Origin of the sequence: Amycolatopsis sp. NPDC058340, from assembly GCF_042723975.1 — a bacterium.
GTDB lineage: Bacteria > Actinomycetota > Actinomycetes > Mycobacteriales > Pseudonocardiaceae > Amycolatopsis.
Genome location: NZ_JBHXIB010000003.1, coordinates 331,583 through 347,583, shown reverse-complemented (window position 1 = coordinate 347,583; position 16,001 = coordinate 331,583). Strand labels below are relative to the sequence as shown.

The 16,001-nt window shown below is 69.0% G+C and carries 17 protein-coding genes; 5 read left to right on the top strand and 12 right to left on the bottom strand.

Translation table 11 applies throughout. The annotated features are described in order from the left end of the window. Window positions 1-192: 192 nt before the first annotated feature. Complete coding sequence (tyrS, locus tag ACFWIW_RS06690) at window positions 193-1,467, bottom strand: tyrosine--tRNA ligase (RefSeq protein ID WP_378367498.1); 1,275 nt, start codon at window positions 1,465-1,467, stop codon at window positions 193-195. 32 nt (window positions 1,468-1,499) lie between these two features. After that, window positions 1,500-2,135 (bottom strand): DNA-3-methyladenine glycosylase, encoded by a 636-nt coding sequence (locus ACFWIW_RS06685; RefSeq protein WP_378367497.1) that lies wholly within the window; start codon window positions 2,133-2,135, stop codon window positions 1,500-1,502. 120 nt (window positions 2,136-2,255) lie between these two features. On the opposite strand from ACFWIW_RS06685, the gene ACFWIW_RS06680 reads away from it, so the two are divergent. Genes ACFWIW_RS06680 through ACFWIW_RS06670 form a run of 3 tightly spaced genes read left to right on the top strand, consistent with a single transcriptional unit; the run spans window position 2,256 to window position 4,137 of the window. After that, window positions 2,256-2,831 carry an SRPBCC family protein gene (locus ACFWIW_RS06680; RefSeq protein WP_378367496.1) on the top strand — a complete coding sequence of 192 codons (576 nt, stop codon included), beginning with the start codon at window positions 2,256-2,258 and terminating at the stop codon, window positions 2,829-2,831. After that, window positions 2,828-3,499 carry a DUF4166 domain-containing protein gene (locus ACFWIW_RS06675; protein ID WP_378367495.1) on the top strand — a complete coding sequence of 224 codons (672 nt, stop codon included), beginning with the start codon at window positions 2,828-2,830 and terminating at the stop codon, window positions 3,497-3,499. The genes ACFWIW_RS06680 and ACFWIW_RS06675 overlap by 4 nt, the downstream gene beginning before the upstream one ends. Then, the gene (locus tag ACFWIW_RS06670) at window positions 3,499-4,137 is read left to right on the top strand and encodes a TetR/AcrR family transcriptional regulator (RefSeq protein ID WP_378367494.1); all 639 of its coding nucleotides are present in this window, start codon (window positions 3,499-3,501) and stop codon (window positions 4,135-4,137) included. The genes ACFWIW_RS06675 and ACFWIW_RS06670 overlap by 1 nt, the downstream gene beginning before the upstream one ends. Before the next feature lie 47 nt (window positions 4,138-4,184). Here ACFWIW_RS06670 and argH read toward each other — a convergent pair whose 3' ends face one another. The 8 genes from argH to argC form a co-directional block, all read right to left on the bottom strand. Then, complete coding sequence (gene argH, locus ACFWIW_RS06665) at window positions 4,185-5,600, bottom strand: argininosuccinate lyase (RefSeq protein WP_378367493.1); 1,416 nt, start codon at window positions 5,598-5,600, stop codon at window positions 4,185-4,187. A 29-nt stretch (window positions 5,601-5,629) separates the two neighbouring features. Then, a complete protein-coding gene (locus ACFWIW_RS06660) occupies window positions 5,630-5,983 on the bottom strand; it encodes an argininosuccinate synthase (protein WP_378367492.1) in 354 nt (117 codons plus the stop codon). Continuing rightward, on the bottom strand, window positions 5,973-6,494 hold the full coding sequence (locus tag ACFWIW_RS06655; protein ID WP_184892175.1) for an arginine repressor: 522 nt from the start codon (window positions 6,492-6,494) through the stop codon (window positions 5,973-5,975). Before ACFWIW_RS06655 ends, ACFWIW_RS06660 begins: the two co-directional genes overlap by 11 nt. 73 nt (window positions 6,495-6,567) lie before the next feature. Next, window positions 6,568-7,494 (bottom strand): ornithine carbamoyltransferase, encoded by a 927-nt coding sequence (argF, locus tag ACFWIW_RS06650; RefSeq protein WP_378367491.1) that lies wholly within the window; start codon window positions 7,492-7,494, stop codon window positions 6,568-6,570. Window positions 7,495-7,510: 16 nt separating this feature from the next. After that, window positions 7,511-8,704, bottom strand: coding sequence for an acetylornithine transaminase (locus tag ACFWIW_RS06645; protein ID WP_378367490.1), 1,194 nt, complete (start codon window positions 8,702-8,704; stop codon window positions 7,511-7,513). Continuing rightward, on the bottom strand, window positions 8,701-9,621 hold the full coding sequence (gene argB / locus ACFWIW_RS06640) for an acetylglutamate kinase (protein ID WP_034321637.1): 921 nt from the start codon (window positions 9,619-9,621) through the stop codon (window positions 8,701-8,703). Before argB ends, ACFWIW_RS06645 begins: the two co-directional genes overlap by 4 nt. Further along, window positions 9,618-10,778 (bottom strand): bifunctional glutamate N-acetyltransferase/amino-acid acetyltransferase ArgJ, encoded by a 1,161-nt coding sequence (gene argJ / locus ACFWIW_RS06635; RefSeq protein WP_378367489.1) that lies wholly within the window; start codon window positions 10,776-10,778, stop codon window positions 9,618-9,620. The genes argB and argJ overlap by 4 nt, the downstream gene beginning before the upstream one ends. Further along, complete coding sequence (gene argC, locus ACFWIW_RS06630; protein ID WP_378367488.1) at window positions 10,775-11,803, bottom strand: N-acetyl-gamma-glutamyl-phosphate reductase; 1,029 nt, start codon at window positions 11,801-11,803, stop codon at window positions 10,775-10,777. Before argC ends, argJ begins: the two co-directional genes overlap by 4 nt. Before the next feature lie 91 nt (window positions 11,804-11,894). Here argC and ACFWIW_RS06625 point away from each other — a divergent pair, with 91 nt between their 5' ends. Beyond that, window positions 11,895-12,860, top strand: coding sequence for a helix-turn-helix transcriptional regulator (locus ACFWIW_RS06625; protein WP_378367487.1), 966 nt, complete (start codon window positions 11,895-11,897; stop codon window positions 12,858-12,860). A 43-nt stretch (window positions 12,861-12,903) separates the two neighbouring features. On the opposite strand, the gene ACFWIW_RS06620 is transcribed toward ACFWIW_RS06625, so the two are convergent. Then, on the bottom strand, window positions 12,904-13,398 hold the full coding sequence (locus tag ACFWIW_RS06620) for a helix-turn-helix domain containing protein (RefSeq protein WP_378367486.1): 495 nt from the start codon (window positions 13,396-13,398) through the stop codon (window positions 12,904-12,906). A 213-nt stretch (window positions 13,399-13,611) separates the two neighbouring features. On the opposite strand from ACFWIW_RS06620, the gene ACFWIW_RS06615 reads away from it, so the two are divergent. Next, window positions 13,612-14,061: a DUF6294 family protein gene (locus ACFWIW_RS06615; RefSeq protein WP_378367485.1), complete on the top strand. Its 450-nt coding sequence runs from the start codon at window positions 13,612-13,614 to the stop codon at window positions 14,059-14,061. Window positions 14,062-14,337: 276 nt separating this feature from the next. Here the strand turns inward: ACFWIW_RS06615 and ACFWIW_RS06610 are convergent, their stop codons facing one another. Next, window positions 14,338-15,924: an alpha/beta hydrolase gene (locus ACFWIW_RS06610; protein ID WP_378367484.1), complete on the bottom strand. Its 1,587-nt coding sequence runs from the start codon at window positions 15,922-15,924 to the stop codon at window positions 14,338-14,340. Window positions 15,925-16,001: the final 77 nt, after the last annotated feature.

The following is a 16,001-nucleotide window of genomic DNA, read 5'->3' as shown; positions in this document are numbered from 1 at the left end:
GTCATTCCTAGCAGTTTTTGGTGAGACACCCACTCAATCGCACTGAGCGAGAGCTTGGTTCGTGTCCCGGTCGGCCGCCCGGTTTCCCTGGCGACTTGGAGAACTTTACACGCCCCGGAAGGGCCCGAAACAGGGGGGTACCTTAACTGCGTTTCCGCAGGTCAGAGCCCCTGTTTCGGGCCCGGGCCGCGATCAGCCCCCGACGCGCACGCCGGCGACGTTGCGCTTGCCCTTGCGGACCACGAGCCAGCGGCCGTGCAGAGCGTCGTCCGAGGACGGCTTCCACTCCTCGTCGGCGATCTTCGTGTTGTTGACGTACGCGCCGCCTTCCTTGACGGTGCGGCGCGCGGCGCCCTTGCTGTCGACGAGCCCGGCCGCGATCAGCAGGTCGACGATGGTCGACTCGCCGTTCGGGTCGATCTTGCCGTTGGGCACCTCGGCCATGGCGGCGTCGAGGGTGGACGAGTCGAGCTCACGCAGCTCTCCCCTGCCGAACAGTGCCTGGCTCGCGGCGATGACCTGGCGCGTCGCCGCCTCGCCGTGCACCAGGGTCGTGAAGTCCTCCGCCAGCTTCCGCTGCGCGGACCGCAGGTGGGGGCGCTGTTCGGTGTCCTCGGCCAGTGCCGCGATCTCCTCCTGCCCGAGGAAGGAGAACATCCGCAGGTAGCGGATGACGTCGGCGTCGGCGACGTTCACGAAGTACTGGAACCACGCGTACGGGGACGTCATCTCCGGGTCGAGCCAGACGCTGCCGCCGCCGGTGGACTTCCCGAACTTGCGCCCTTCGGTGTCGGTGACCAGCGGTGCGGTCAGCGCGTGCGTGTGGCCACCATCGGTCCGGCGGATCAGGTCGACCCCGCCGACGAGGTTGCCCCACTGGTCGGAGCCGCCGATCTGCAGCTTGCAGCCGTACTCGCGGTGCAGGTGCAGGTAGTCCTGCGACTGCAGCAGCAGGTAGCTGAATTCGGTGTACGACATGCCGTCGGCCTCGAGGCGGCGCTTCACCGTCTCGCGGTTCAGCATCATGTTGACCGGGAAGTGCTTGCCGACGTCGCGCAGGAACTCGACCACGGTCTGCTTGCCGGTCCAGTTCAGGTTGTTCTCGATGACCGCGCCGGTCGGCGAGTCGTCGAAATCGACGAACCGCTCCAGCTGCCCACGGATCCGGTCCGCCCATTCGGCGACGGTGTCCAGCGTGTTGAGGGTGCGCTCACCGGTGTCACGCGGGTCGCCGATCATCCCGGTGGCGACACCCGCCAGCACGATCGGCCGGTGGCCGGCGCGCTGGAAGCGCGAGAGCATCAGCAGCGGGACGAGGTTGCCGGCGTGCAGGCTGGGCGCGGTCGGGTCGAATCCGCAATAGAGCGTGAGAGGTCCTTGGTCGAGGTCTCGCCGCAGCGCTTCGAGGTCGGTGGATTGCGCGATCAGGCCGCGCCAGGTCAGCTCGTCAAGGATGTGCTCGCTCACGCCTGTAGATCCTCCCGCACCAGGTCAACCGACTATCGGCCGGGGGCGGCCGCCCGTCGCTTGCCGCCCCGTCGATAGGTGGAGACCGCTGGTGATCCGTCGATCCAGAACCGCCACGGCGTGTCCATCGCCATCGCGACCCCGACGCGCGGCCCGGTGCGGATGTCCGCTTCGGGGACACGTTCACCGGTGAACAACCGGACGGGTGACGCGGGGTCGGTCAGGTCGACGCCGTTCTCGGCCCGGTCGATCCCGAGCACCGACGTGAGGATGGCCGGGCCTTTGGCGAGTTCGCCGTTGCCGCGCGCGGACGGCCGGCGCGCCTTTGCGATGTCCGCACCGGACACCACCTCCCCGGCACGCAGCAGCACGGCGCCCGGTTGCCCGTCTTCGGTGCCGACGACGTTCGCGCAGAAGTGCATGCCATAGACGAAGTACACGTACAGATGCCCCGCGGGTCCCCACATGACCGCGTTGCGCGGGGTCTTGCCGCGATAGCAGTGCGACGCGGGGTCGTCGAGTCCTCGATAGGCCTCGACCTCCACCAGGCGGACGGCGACGGTGCCGTCGGGACCGGTCGCTTCGATCACCGCGCCGAGCAGGAGCGTGGACAGCTCCACCGGATCCAGCGCCAGCTCGCGCCGGGTGAACTGTCTGCCGGTCTCCACGTCCCGCACTCCCCTTACGTCGCGTTCTCCCAGGCCGACCTTAACGGGCCGGGTATTGAGCGATCGCTCAAACATGCTCTACAGTCCTTTTGAGCGGTCGCTCAAAAGGGAGGGGGCTCCATGAGCCGGAGAGCGCTTTACGTCGAAACGGTGATCCGCACCGACCTCGACACGTTGTGGCGGTACACGCAGGACCCACGCCTGCACGCGCGGTGGGATCTCCGCTTCTCGCGGATCGAACCGGTCGCGGGTTCGCCGGGACGGTTCCGGTACACGACCGAATTCCTGGGGTTCGTCGTCAGCGGGACGGGAACGCACGCCGGGGAGAGCACGCGGCCGGACGGCGGCCGGACGTCCGCGTTGCGGTTCGCCTCCGCGGATCCGCTGTCGCTCATCAAGTCCGGCTCTGGTTATTGGCGCTACACCCCCACCGACGAGGGTGTCCGGTTCATCACCGGTTTCGACTACACCACCCGATGGGGTGTCTTCGGCAGGCTCGCCGATCTGCTGTTCCGGCCGCTCTTCGGCTGGATGACGGCCTGGTCGTTCGACAGGCTCCGCCTGTGGCTCGAGACCGGCGGGCCGCCGGAAGCACTCCCGTTGCTCTCGCCCTCGGCGGGGCGCTGCCGCCGGAGCCCGCGGCCCGGCAAGGACGGTGTCGCGCCCCGCATCCTCGACACGCTGGAGCAGGCATGATCTTCCGAGAAGCGCTGGGCGACGGCTTCGCGTCCTTGCATCCGCGGATGCGCGAACGACTGTCGCTGAGCACGGAGAACGGCGTCGGGATGATCGGCGTCGGCGTGATGGACGAGATCTGGCGAGGCGCCGCGTTCGCGACGCCGTTCCTGCGGCTCGGCGCGTCGAGACACATCCTGTTCCCGGAACGCGGCCGCAACGTCCCTTTCACCATCGAGAACTACCCGTACGTCGACTCGCTCGGCAGGGAGACGGTGTCGTTCGTCCGTACCTTCGAACTGCCGGAGCGGCGGCGCCGGTTCGACGCGCAGATGATCTACAGCGCCGATCGCGGGAAGATCGTCGACTACCTGGGGACGCATCAGCATCTCGCCGTCGACCTCGACCTGACGGTGCGGCCGGACGGCGGCTTCCACATCCGGTCGGAGGAGTTCCGGATCCGCGAAGGCCCGCTTCGGTGTGTGGTGCCGCGATCCGTCGTCGGCGTGGCCGAGGTCGACGAGTGGTTCGACGAGGAGCGCGGGCTCTTCCGTATCGAGGTCCAGGTGACGAACCGGCGGTTCGGGCCGCTGTTCGGCTACCGGGGTGCTTTCGAGGCACGGTTCGTCGATCTGCGGCCGGGGGTGAGCGGCGCGGTGAAGCCCCTGCGTGAGAAGGTCCTGGACTGATGAACGGGACCGGCACGAAACAGCGGTTGATCGACGGGGCGCTGGAGACGATCCGCACCAGCGGGATCACCGCCGTTTCGGCCAGGACCGTCGCCGCCGCGTCGGGTACCAATCAGGCGCTGATCTTCTACCACTTCGGCAGTGTCGAGGAGCTGATCGCGCAGGCCTGCGTGACGGCGACCGAAAGCCGTGTCGCCCACTTCCGTGCCCGGTTCGCCGAAGTGACCACGCTCGGTGAGCTGCTGAATCTCGGACGGGCCATCCATGCGGAGGAACGCGCCGAGGGGAACATGACGGTCCTCGCCCAGGCGCTCGCCGGCGCGCAGGGCGGCGGGCGGCTGGCCGAGGCGACGCGGCAGGCGCTGGACAACTGGGTTCGCGAAGTCCAGGCCACCCTCGACCGCGTGCTGGCCGGTTCGCCGGTACTCGAGTTCGCGCAGACCGAGGGGCTCGCCCACGCGGTCTCCGCCGGTTTCCTCGGCCTGACGTTGTTCGAATCGGTCAACCCCGAGGGCAGCGAACAGGCACTGGCGGCATTGGAGCAGCTTGCCGTCCTGGTCGACGTCTTCGAGGGGCTCGGCCCGGTCGCCACCCGCGCGGTGCGGGCGAAGCTCCGGAAGACCGCGAAGCGATCTTGAAGTGCGCGTGAAGGCCCCTGGCTCGCTGAGGGGCCTTCACACACTTCTCAGCCGAGCCAGGCGCGGTGTTCGGCGACCCGCGCGACCAGCCGGTCCCGCTGTTCGGCGACCCGCTCCGGCGCGGTACCGCCCCGGGCGTTGCGCGAGCTCACGGAGCCCTCGACGGTCAACACCTCGCGCACGGCGGGCGTCAGCGCCGGGTTGATCTTCTCGAACTCTTCGTCGGTCAGTTCGTCCAGTCCGACGCCGCGGGCCTCGGCGACGCGGACGCTCTCCCCCGCCGCTTCGTGCGCGACACGGAACGGAACGCCCTGGCGCACCAACCATTCGGCGATGTCCGTCGCGAGGGTGAAACCGGCGGGCGCCAGTTCGGCGAGCCGGTCGGTGTGGAAGGTCAGCGTCTCCAGCATGCCCGCGATCGCCGGGAACAACAGTTCCAGCTGCTCGACGGAGTCGAAGACCGGCTCCTTGTCCTCCTGCAGGTCACGGTTGTACGCGAGCGGCTGCGCCTTGAGTGTCGCGAGCAGCCCGGTCAGGTTGCCGATGAGGCGTCCGGCCTTGCCGCGGGTCAGCTCGGCGACGTCCGGGTTCTTCTTCTGCGGCATGATCGAACTGCCGGTCGCCCAAGCGTCGTCGAGCGTGACGTAACCGAACTCGGCGGTGTTCCAGATGATCACCTCTTCGGCGATCCTGGACAGGTTGACCGCGAGCATCGCCACGTCGAAGGCGAACTCGGCGACGAAGTCCCGCGAAGCGGTGCCGTCGATCGAGTTCTCGACGCTGGTGTCGAACCCCAGCTCCTCGGCGACGGCCTCCGGGTCGAGACCGAGCGAGGAACCCGCGAGAGCGCCGGAGCCGTAGGGCGATTCGGCCGTGCGAGCGTCCCAGTCACGCAGCCGGCTGACGTCGCGCAGCAGCGACTGGCCGTGCGCGAGCAGGTGATGCGCCAGCAGGACGGGCTGGGCGTGCTGCAGGTGGGTACGGCCGGGGAGGATCGCGTCCGGGTGCCGCTTCGCCTGCGAAACCAGCGCGTCGACGACGCCGAGGGTGCCCGCGACCACCCGTCGGGCCGCGTCCCGCAGCCACATCCGGAACAACGTCGCGACCTGGTCGTTGCGCGAACGGCCCGCCCGGAGCTTGCCGCCGAGTTCGGTGCCGGCCCGCTCCAGCAGACCGCGTTCGAGCGCGGTGTGGACGTCCTCGTCGGCGACCGTCGGGGTGAACGCGCCCGACTCGACGTCCTGGGCGAGGGTGTCCAGCGCGGCGAGCATGCCGGTCAGCTCGTCTTCGGTGAGCAGCCCCGCCTTCCGCAGCACCCGCGCGTGGGCCCGCGACCCGGCGATGTCGTACGGCGCCAGCCGCCAGTCGAAATGGGTCGACGCGCTCAGCGCCGCCATCGCCTCGGCCGGTCCGCTGGCGAACCGGCCGCCCCACAGCTGCACCGGCTGCTCATTCCCGCTCACAACACTCCTCAGAATTCTTTCGGTTCTCTTCAGGCGACTGACCGGTCGAAGGTAGCGCCTGTGGTGAAGTCGTACAGCGCGCGCTCGTCGCGCGCGGAGTTCACGACCGCGTTCCCGCGGTGCAGGACCAGCCGGACCTCGCCGGACACGCGCCCGGTGCTGACCTTTTGCAGTTCCTCGTGCGCGGTGACCAGCGCGACCGCGGCAGGCCCCTCGTAGATCTCACGTCCTTTGAGCCCGAAGGCGCCGACACGCAAGTTCACCTGCTGGAAGGCTTCCAGCAGCGTCACGGTCTCCCCGTCGATGGCCACCGGCACACCTTCGTCGAAGGTGATGACCAGCTTCTCCGGGTCATCCGGGAAGGCGAACCCGTCAGGCGTCACCTTCGGTCTCCTCACCGCCGTCCACTATGGACGACCGTCGGGCCAGCGCCATGAAACGCTCGGCCAGGTCCTTGCCGGACAACGGTTCCCTCGCGATCACCGCGACCGTGTCGTCGCCGGCGATCGAGCCGACGACCTCCTCCAGCGCCGCCCTGTCGATGGCGCTGGCCAGGAATTGCGCCGCGCCCGGCGGGGTGCGCAGCACCGTCAGGTTGCCCGACGAGTCCGCCGAAACGAGCAGCTCGGCGAGCAACCGCGAAAGCCTCGACGTGCCACCCTGTACCCCGCGTACCGGGCTGCCGTCCTCCGGAATGACATACACCGGCGCGCCGGAATCGGCACCCCGGAGCTTCACCGCGCCCAGTTCGTCGAGGTCCCGCGACAGTGTCGCCTGCGTGACGTCGATACCTTCCGCCGCCAAGAGCTTCGCGAGCTCCGTCTGGCTGCGGATGGCCATCGTGGACACGAGTTCGGTGATCCGGGCCTGCCGGGTGACTCGGCTGCCGGTCATCGTCGCTTCTCTGTGCCAGTGCGGGACACCCACACCCGGTCGGCATGCGCGAGCGAGGCTTCGCCAGTGTGGCTCACGATGCCTCCTTGCCAAGCAGCCACACCAGCAGCGCCTTCTGCGCGTGCAGCCGGTTCTCGGCCTCGTCCCAGACCGCGCTGGACGGCCCGTCGATGACCTCGTCGGTGATCTCCCAGCCGCGGTGCGCGGGCAGGCAGTGCAGCACGATCGCCTCGTCCGCGGCACGGCGCATCAGCGCGGAGTTGACCTGCAGCTCACGGAACGGGCCGACGCGGTCGAGGCCGTCGTTCTCCTGGCCCATCGACGTCCAGGTGTCGGTGACGACGACGTCCGCGCCCTCGACCGCGGCGTACGGATCGGTGAAGACCGTGGTGCTGCCGCCGGTCTCCGTCGACCGGTGCTTGGCGTCGAGCATGACCTGCTGGTCCGGCTGGAAACCCTCCGGCGAGACGACGCGGACGTGCATCCCGGCCGTGGTCCCGCCCAGCAGCAGCGAATGCGCCATGTTGTTGGCGCCGTCGCCGAGGTACACCAGGGTGAGCCCGGCGAGCTTGCCCTTGCGCTCGCGGATGGTCATCAGGTCGGTGAGCACCTGGCACGGGTGGAACTCGTCGGTGAGCGCGTTGATCACCGGGATGCTCGCCGCCGACGCCATCGCGTCGATGCGCTTCTGGGCGAAGGTCCGCCAGACGATCGCGTCCAGATACCGCGAAAGCACCCGTGAGGTGTCCTCGATGGTCTCTTCGCGGCCGAGCTGCATGGAGCGGCCGTCGACGATGACCGGGTTGCCGCCGAGCTGGGCGATGCCCACCTCGAAGGAGAACCGGGTCCGGGTGGAGTTCTTCTCGAAGATCGCCGCGACGGATTTGCCCTCCAGCGCGCGGGAGCTCAGCGGCTCGGCCTTCAACTGATCGGCGAGGTCCAGGATCTCGGCCTGTTCGGCGGGGCTGAGATCGTCGTCACGGAGGAAGTTGCGGAGCATGCGTTTCGTCTCTGTCCTAGGTGGTGGTGGAATCGAGCGCCCCGGGAAGGGCTTCGAGGAATCCCGCGGCCTCGTCGGCGCTCAGGATCAGCGGCGGTGCCAGCCGGATGGTGTCCGGGGCGATCGGGTTGACCAGGTACCCCGCGTCCTGCGCGGCCTTGGCGACCTTCGCCGAGACCGGTTCGCGCAGGGCGATGCCGAGCAGCAGCCCCGCACCGCGGACCCCGGACACCAGCGGGTGGCCGAGCTCCTCCACGCGGGAGGCGATGTCCTTGCCCAGCGCGGAAACGTGGTCGTTCAGGTTGTCCTTGGCGATGGTCTTGAGCACGGCGAGCCCGGCGGCGCAGCAGACCGGGTTGCCGCCGAAGGTGGTGCCGTGCTGTCCCGGCTTGACCAGCTCCCCCGCCTCGCCGACGCCGATGACCGCGCCGATCGGCAGCCCGCCGCCGAGCCCCTTGGCCAGCGTGATGACGTCCGGGACGATGCCGGTGTGCTGGAAGGCGAACCACGCGCCGGTGCGGCCGATTCCGGTCTGCACCTCGTCGAGGACCAGCAGCGTCCCGGTCGCCTTCGTGATCTCCCGCGCGGCTTGGAGGTAACCGTCCGGCGCCGGGACGACGCCCGCCTCCCCGAGGATCGGCTCGAGGAACACCGCCGCCGTTTCGGTGTCCACCGCGGCGCGCAACGCGTCGATGTCACCGTAGGGAACGTGGGTGACGCCGGGAACCAGCGGCTCGAACGCGTCCCGCTTCGACGGCTGCCCGGTCAGCGTCAGCGCGCCCATGGTGCGGCCGTGGAAGGCGCCCTCGCACGCGACGATCTTGGTCCGCCCGGTGAGCCTGCTGATCTTCAGCGCGGCTTCGTTGGCCTCGGCGCCGGAGTTGACGAACAGCACCTTTGCGTTGCCAGACAGGCCTGCGACGTCCAGGAGGGTTTCGGCCAGTTCGACGGCGACCGGGTTCACGTAGAGGTTCGAGGTGTGCCCGAGTTTCGCGATCTGCTCGGTGACGGCGGCGACCACGGCGGGGTGGGCGTGGCCGAGCGCGTTGACCGCGATGCCGCCCAGCAGGTCGACGTACTGCTTGCCATCGGCGTCCCAGACCTTCGCCCCCTCACCGCGGACCAGGGTCAGCGCCGGGGTGCCGTAGTTGTCCATGAGGGACGACTTCCAGTGCTCCTGGCCGTCTACATTGGACTTGTACGTGGTCACGGGAGCTCCGTTTCGGGGAAGACCATGGTACCGATACCGCGCGAGGTGAAGACCTCCAGCAATACCGAATGGGCGATGCGGCCGTCGATCACGTGCGCGCGGCGGACGCCGCCGCGGATGGCGCGCACGCAGGCTTCCATCTTCGGGATCATGCCGCTGGCGAGGCCGGGAAGCAGGGTTTCGAGGCGGTCCACGCGGATCCGGTCGACCAGCGAACCTCGATCCGGCCAATTGGCGTAAAGACCTTCGACGTCGGTGAGCACGACCAGCTTTTCCGCGCCCAGCGCCGCGGCCAGCGCACCCGCCGCGGTGTCGGCGTTGATGTTGTGCACGACGCCGTCGACGTCCGGGGCCACGGTGGACACCACCGGGATCCGGCCCGCGTTGACGATGTCGAGCACCGCGTCCGGGTTGACCTCGGAGACCTCGCCGACGAGCCCGATGTCGACCGGTACACCGTCCACAGTGGCCTGTTTGCGCTCGGCGGTGAACAGCCGCGCGTCCTCGCCGGAGATGCCGACCGCGTACGGTCCGTGCGCGTTGATCAGGCCGACCAGTTCGCGGCTGACCTGGCCGGTCAGCACCATGCGGACGATGTCCATGGTCTCGGGCGTGGTGACGCGCAGGCCGCCCTTGAACTCGCCTTCGACGCCGAGCCGGTTGAGCATCGCGGTGATCTGCGGGCCGCCGCCGTGCACCACCACCGGGCGCAGCCCGGCCATGCGCAGGAAGACCATGTCCTCGGCGAAGGCCTGCTTGAGGCTCTCGTCGATCATGGCGTTGCCGCCGTACTTCACCACGACGGTGGCGCCGTGGAAGCGCTGCAGCCAGGGCAGGGCTTCGATGAGGATCGAGGCCTTCTCGGCGGCCGTCGCGAGCCGCTCGTCCGCGGGGACGGTGGATTCGGAAGGGCTCATGACGAGTACGCGCTGTTCTCTTCGACGTACGCGTGCGAGAGGTCGGTCGTGTAGATCGTCGCCCCGCCTTCGCCGAGGCCCAGGTCCACGACGATCTGGATGTCACGGCCCGACAGATCCGCCTCGGAGCGGTCGGCCGCGGTGGTGCCCTTGGCGAACAGGGTGACGCCGTTGATCGCGATGGCGACCTTCTCCGGGTCGATCTCCGCCGGCACCCGGCCGAGCGCCATGGCGATGCGGCCCCAGTTCGGGTCGGAACCGAACAGGGCGGTCTTGACCAGGTTGTCCTCGGCGATCGTCCGGCCGACGGCGATGGCGTCCGCCTCGCTCGCCGCGCCGGTGACCGTGACGTCGACGTACTTGGTCGCGCCCTCGGAGTCCGCGCGCAGCTGTAGCACGAGGTCGAGGCTGACGGCGGTGAGGAGTTCGGTCAGTTCGGCCTCGGTCGGCTCGACCCCGCTGGCACCGGACGCGAGGACGAGCACCGTGTCGTTGGTGGAGGTCCCGCCGTCGACGTCGAGCCGGTCGAAGGTCACGCCGGTGGCGGCGCGCAGAGCCTTGTCCAGTACTTCGGGCGTGACGACCGCGTCGGTGGTGAGGACGGAGAGCATCGTCGCCAGGTTCGGGGCGAGCATGCCCGCGCCCTTGGCGAACCCGCCGACGCTCCAGCCGCTTTCGTGCTTCGCGGCCGCCTGCTTCGGCTTGGTGTCGGTGGTCATGACCGCGGTGGCGGCGGCGAGGTCGGCTTCGTCGCCGGTGCCGAGCCGCCCGAAGGCGGTGTCCACACCGGAGAGCAGCGCGTCCATCGGCAGCCGCTCACCGATCAGGCCGGTCGAGCAGACGGCGACCTCGATCGCGCCCGCCTGGAGGAGCTCGGCGACCTTCTCCGCGGTCTTGTGGGTGTCCTGGAAACCGCCGGGGCCGGTGGCGGCGTTCGCGCCGCCGGAGTTGAGGACGACGGCCTTGAGCCGCTGCTGCTTGAGCACTTCCTGCGACCACAGGACGGGCGCGGCCTTGATCACGTTGCGCGTGAAGACGCCGGCCGCGACCTGCAGCGGCCCGTCGTTGACGACGAGCGCGAGGTCGAGCTTGCCCTCGGCCTTGATCCCGGCGGCGACGCCCGCGGCACGGAATCCCTTCGGCTGGGTGACGGTCACGGAGCGACTCCTACGGTCGGTAGTCCGGTGGTTTCGGGGAGGCCGAGGGCGATGTTCATCGACTGGACGGCGCCGCCCGCGGTGCCCTTGGTCAGGTTGTCGATGGCCGCGACCACGATCAGGCGGCGGGTGTCGGCGTCGACGGTGACCTGCAGCTGGACGTTGTTCGAGCCGACGACCGAAGCCGAAGACGGCCACCGGCCTTCGGGAAGCAGCTGGACGAACGGCTCGGTGGCGTACGCCTTTTCATAGACCTCGCGGGCGCCTTCGGCGTCCAGGTCGGTCTTGAGGGCGGCGCTCGCGGTGGTGAGGATCCCGCGGGGCATCGGGGCCAGCACCGGGGTGAACGAGACCTTGACCCGCTCACCCGACACCGCGGAAAGGTTCTGCGCGAACTCGGGGGTGTGGCGGTGGGCACCACCGACGCCGTACGCGGTGGCCGACCCCATCACCTCGGAACCGAGAAGATTCGGCTTCAGGCTTTTGCCCGCGCCGGACGTCCCGGTGACGGCCACGACGTTGACCTCCGGCTCGACCAGGCCCGCGGCGAGCGCCGGGGCGAGGGCGATCGAGCCGCCGGTGGGGAAGCAGCCGGGGACCGCGATGCGTTTGGTCCCGGCGAGGCGCTCGCGGGCACCGGGGAGCTCGGGGAGCCCGTACGGCCATTGCCCGGCGTGGTCGCCGCCGTACCAGCGTTGCCAGTCCCCCGCGTCCGCGAGGCGGTGATCCGCGCCCAGGTCGACCACCAGGACGTCCGGGCCCAGCTGCGCGGCGATGACTCCGGAATGGCCGTGCGGCAGGGCGAGGAAGACGACGTCGTGCCCGGCAAGGGTCTCCGGGGTCGTTTCCAGCAGGACCCGGTCGGCCAGTGGCGCGAGGTGCGGTTGATGCTGAACGAGCGGCGTTCCCGCGGAGCTGGCCGCGGTGAGCGCGCCGATCTGGATTTCGGGATGGGTCAGCAGCAGGCGCAGGAGTTCGCCGCCCGCGTACCCGCTGGCTCCGGCCACCGCGATCTTCACCGTCATACGCATGATTATGCACTCCCATGCAAGTTCAATCAAACAAAGTCGTGTGGCTCACCCGATACGGGCTCTCGGTCGAGGCATCCTTGACCGCATGACCGACACACCCGCCCGGCTGCTCAGCCTGCTGTCGCTCCTGCAGACCCCGCGCGAGTGGCCCGGCAGCGAGCTCGCCGAACGGCTGGAGGTCAGTCCGCGGACCATCCGGCGCGACATCGACCGGCTGCGTGAGCTCGGTTACCCCGTCGAGGCGTCGCGAGGCTCCGAGGGCGGCTACCGGCTCGGCGCAGGCACGGCGATGCCACCGCTGCTGCTCGACGACGAGGAGGCCGTCGCGATCGCGGTCGGTCTCCGTGGTGCCGCCGGACAGGCGATCTCGGGTATCGAGGAATCCTCGGTGCGGGCGCTGGCCAAACTCGAACAGGTGCTGCCTTCACGCCTGCGTTATCGCGTCGGCGCACTGGGCGCCGCGACCGTGCCACTGCCCGGCACGGGCCCCGCGGTGGATCCGGAACACCTCACCGTCTTCGCGGGCGCGATCGCCAACACCGAGCGGACCCGGTTCACCTACCGCACCGGCGACGGGACCGAATCCCGCCGGCACGTCGAACCGCACCGGCTCGTCTCCGCCGGACGCCGCTGGTACCTGCTCGGCTACGACCTCGACCGGGACGACTGGCGGATCTTCCGCGCGGACCGGATCTCGGAACCGCGGGCGACCGGTGGCCGGGCGACGCCGAGACAGCCACCCGCGGAGGACGTGGCGGCCTATGTCACCGACAAGATGTACAGCCTCCTTCCCACCTACCGCGCATGCGTGACCCTGCACGCGCCGATCGGCCAGGTCGCCCCCGCGATCGGCGAGGGATTCGGCGAACTGGAATCGCTGGACGACGAGACCTGCGTTTTCCACGCGGGCACGGACACCCTGGACTGGCTCGCGTTCCGGATCCTCGGGCTCGGCTGCGAATTCACCGTGCACGAGCCGCCGGAACTGATCGAGCATCTCCGGGAAATGGCCGCGCGGGCCCAGCGCGGCGCGACGTCCACAGTGGACTGATGGCGGTCGCGAGGCATTCCTCGGCCCTCGCGACCGCCCTGGTTCAGCCGAGTTCACCCACCTCCCGTTGGCTCGGCGGGATGGGGAGATACGCACCCCGGCGCTCCGGGTCGCAGCCCACCCTGGGCAACCTGGCACGGATCCCGCCAGGTGTCCGCTCGAACCGCCGCGCGATCTCCTCGACGCTTTCCCCGGCAAGCCAACGGCTTTCCAGTTCCGCGTCCAGCTCGTCGGACCACGGCAGGCCCTGCTGTGCGGGGCGGTCCGCCGATCTTCGGCGGCCGTTCCTGCCGTTGCCCCGCCCGGCGAACGCCAGCAGCGTGTCGGACAAGACGGTCGCCAAGGCCGGTACGGCTTCGGCGTCGATATCGAGCCTGCCTTCGGCGACAGGCTCCTCCAGCGGTCCGGCTCCGCCGACCATGACGGTCACCCAGCGGTCTTCCCCGGCCGCGCCGCCACCCTCACGGGCGGCGACCTCGATGCGATAAACGGTGTCCTGCACCCGGATCTCGGTCCGGTGCTCTTCGACGATGGTCATGCCGGGGACGCTAACGGGCGGGCCCGACAGTTTTCCGGGGTGGCGAGGGGATTCGGTGCGTGACCGGAACTTTCATCGCATTCGGGGACAAGAGGGTGCCGGTCACGCACTATCGGCCACCCCCGTTGCCGCACCTAAGTGATCCAGACCGCGGTCCGCCGCGGGTTAGCTTTGCTCATCGGTTCAAGGAGCGACGATTTTCGGGGAGGGAACATGAGGACCAAAGCACGCCGGATGGCACTTTTCGTGACAATGCTCGTGCTCACGATCGGGACCGCTTTCGCCACGCCGGCATCGGCCGGGACAACGGCGTCCACCACCGCACAGGCCACGTGCACCGGAGCGGGTTCCTGCTGGTTCACCTGGGGCCGTATCCAGGCGGGCGACTGCACGATGGACAACGCCAAATGGACGCTCAGACGCGATGGCAGCGCTTCGTTCGAAGCGACGATCGTCAGCAGCGACAGCAACGACGCGTGGCTGATGTGGGTGAACCTCCTGGACAGCAACGGCATCGTCCTCGGGCCCATCCATCACGGCGGTGACCCCAAGTTCGTCAAGGGCACCGTCAAGAACGTGTGGCACTGGTGGTTCGCCGAGGGATCGTTCGACGCCCGGTTCTTCGACCGCATCCACAGCATGCGGATGACGAGCCACTGCTGAAGGGCGAGTGAGGCGGCCGGCCGAACCTCGGCGGTCCATTACCGCGAAAGCCACTTTCGGGACTTTGAAGGTCGCGAAAGTGGCTTTCGCGACACGCTTTCGCCGCCAGGTCGAGCCAGCCACCTACGACCACCGCATCACACGTTGCGAAAGCCACTTTCGCGACGTTGATGGTTGCGAAAGTGGCTTTCGCGACCATGCGGAGAGCCATCGGAGCAAAGAGATGCCCCGGTCCGGAAAACCGGACCGGGGCATCGAAACATCCCGAGGAAGGGCTCAGAAGGGCAGCGCCTGAGCCAGCGCCTCCTTCTTCACCTCGGCGACCGAAGACGGCACGTCCGACTTGGCGGAAGCGGAAGCACCGGCCGGAACCGGCGGCGGGACCGCGCCGCACTGCACGTCCGAACCGTTGCCCGGCTTGCGCACGGGCAGCTTCCCGGTCAGCAGGTAGTCCGCGATCTTGTCGTCCACACAGGACACACCGGACAGCGATCCCGAGTGCGTCGTGCCACCCGGGGCGCTGATCAGGCTGGAGTTCGGGTAGCGCTTGCGGACCTCGATGCTGCCGGGGTACGGCGTCGCGGCGTCGTTCTCCTCGTTGACCAGCAGGATGCCGGGGACCTTGCTCCCGTCGATCTCCACCGGCTTGCCCGGTTTCGCGGGCCAGTCGAGGCACGGCGCGTTGAACCAGGCGTTGCCCCAGGTCTCGAACGGCGCCCGGAAATGCGTGACCCAGTTGTCGAACTTCCAGCGGGGCCAGCTCTGCGGCCACGCCACGTCGGTGCACTGCACGGCCGCGTACACCGCGTAGCCGTTGTCCTGGCCAGGCGGGTTGGAGTCGTCGTACAGGCCCTTCAAGGTCTGCCAGTCACCCTTGTGCACCCAGCCGGCGAACGCGTTCGCGATGTCTTCCCAGCCGAAGACGTAGTAGCCGGCCTGCAGGAAGATGTCCGTCCACTCGGATCCGCCGATGACGCCGCCCGCGGGCTTGTCGTACAGCTTCTTCTGCTCGGCGTACCACAGCTTTTCGACCGCGGCCGCGGTATTGCCGAGGTGGTAGACGTCGTCGTACTTCGCGAGCCAGCCGAAGTAGGTCTTGATGTTCTTGTCGAAGGCGATGTCCTGGTTCAGGTTCGCCTTGTACCAGACGTCGCGGGGGTCGACGGTGCCGTCGAACACCATCCGCCGCACGTTCTGCGGGAACAGCGTGCTGTAGACCTGCCCGAGGTAGGTGCCGTAGGAGAAGCCGTAGTAGTTGATCTGCTTCTCGCCCAGCGCCTTGCGCAGGCTGTCGACGTCCTTCGCCACATCGATGGTCTTGATGTGGTCGAGGATCGCGCCGTTCTTGGCGCACGCTTTCGCGTAGCCCTTCGCCTTCTCACGCCACGCCGTCTCGATGGCGCGCGTGGTCGGCACGTACTGCGGGCGGTTGTAGGAGGCGTAGTTCCCGTCGCAGGTCAGCGACGGCTTGCTCTCCCCGACGCCGCGCGGGTCGAAGCCGATCCAGTCGTACTCCTCACCCGCCTTCTTGGGGACGGCGCGGCCGAGCGTCGACAGCCCGAGGCCCGAACCGCCGGGGCCACCCGGGTTGACCAGCATGACGCCCTGCGACTGGGCGGCCTTGTGCTTCACCCGCGAGACGGCGATCGAGATCTTCTCCCCGCCCGGCTTCGCGTAGTCCAGCGGGACCTCGAGGAAACCACATTCCGCGCCGGCCTTGACCAGGCTAGGGCGGGTGCAGGCTCCCCAGGAGATGGGCTTCGGATCGAAGTCCGACGCCGAGGCGGCCGTAGCGGAGGGAGCGAGCGCCATGGTGCCGACGCCGATCCCCGCGACCGCCAGGGCGGCAACGAATTTCTTCACTGTGTTCCTTTTCGTCCGCGTTCGACCCGGTCGGGCCGAAGCTACCGAGAACCGGCTTCAATCTCGCTGACCGACAC

What these genes read in the sequence shown, in the direction of transcription:
- ACFWIW_RS06680 (WP_378367496.1), top strand. Translation starts at nt 2,256, where the DNA reads ATGAGCCGGAGAGCGCTTTACGTCGAAACGGTGATCCGCACCGACCTC.
- ACFWIW_RS06675 (WP_378367495.1), top strand. Translation starts at nt 2,828, where the DNA reads ATGATCTTCCGAGAAGCGCTGGGCGACGGCTTCGCGTCCTTGCATCCG.
- ACFWIW_RS06670 (WP_378367494.1), top strand. Translation starts at nt 3,499, where the DNA reads ATGAACGGGACCGGCACGAAACAGCGGTTGATCGACGGGGCGCTGGAG.
- ACFWIW_RS06655 (WP_184892175.1), bottom strand. Translation starts at nt 6,494, where the DNA reads ATGACCGGCAGCCGAGTCACCCGGCAGGCCCGGATCACCGAACTCGTG.
- argF (WP_378367491.1), bottom strand. Translation starts at nt 7,494, where the DNA reads ATGCTCCGCAACTTCCTCCGTGACGACGATCTCAGCCCCGCCGAACAG.
- argB (WP_034321637.1), bottom strand. Translation starts at nt 9,621, where the DNA reads ATGAGCCCTTCCGAATCCACCGTCCCCGCGGACGAGCGGCTCGCGACG.
- argC (WP_378367488.1), bottom strand. Translation starts at nt 11,803, where the DNA reads ATGACGGTGAAGATCGCGGTGGCCGGAGCCAGCGGGTACGCGGGCGGC.
- ACFWIW_RS06625 (WP_378367487.1), top strand. Translation starts at nt 11,895, where the DNA reads ATGACCGACACACCCGCCCGGCTGCTCAGCCTGCTGTCGCTCCTGCAG.
- ACFWIW_RS06620 (WP_378367486.1), bottom strand. Translation starts at nt 13,398, where the DNA reads ATGACCATCGTCGAAGAGCACCGGACCGAGATCCGGGTGCAGGACACC.
- ACFWIW_RS06615 (WP_378367485.1), top strand. Translation starts at nt 13,612, where the DNA reads ATGAGGACCAAAGCACGCCGGATGGCACTTTTCGTGACAATGCTCGTG.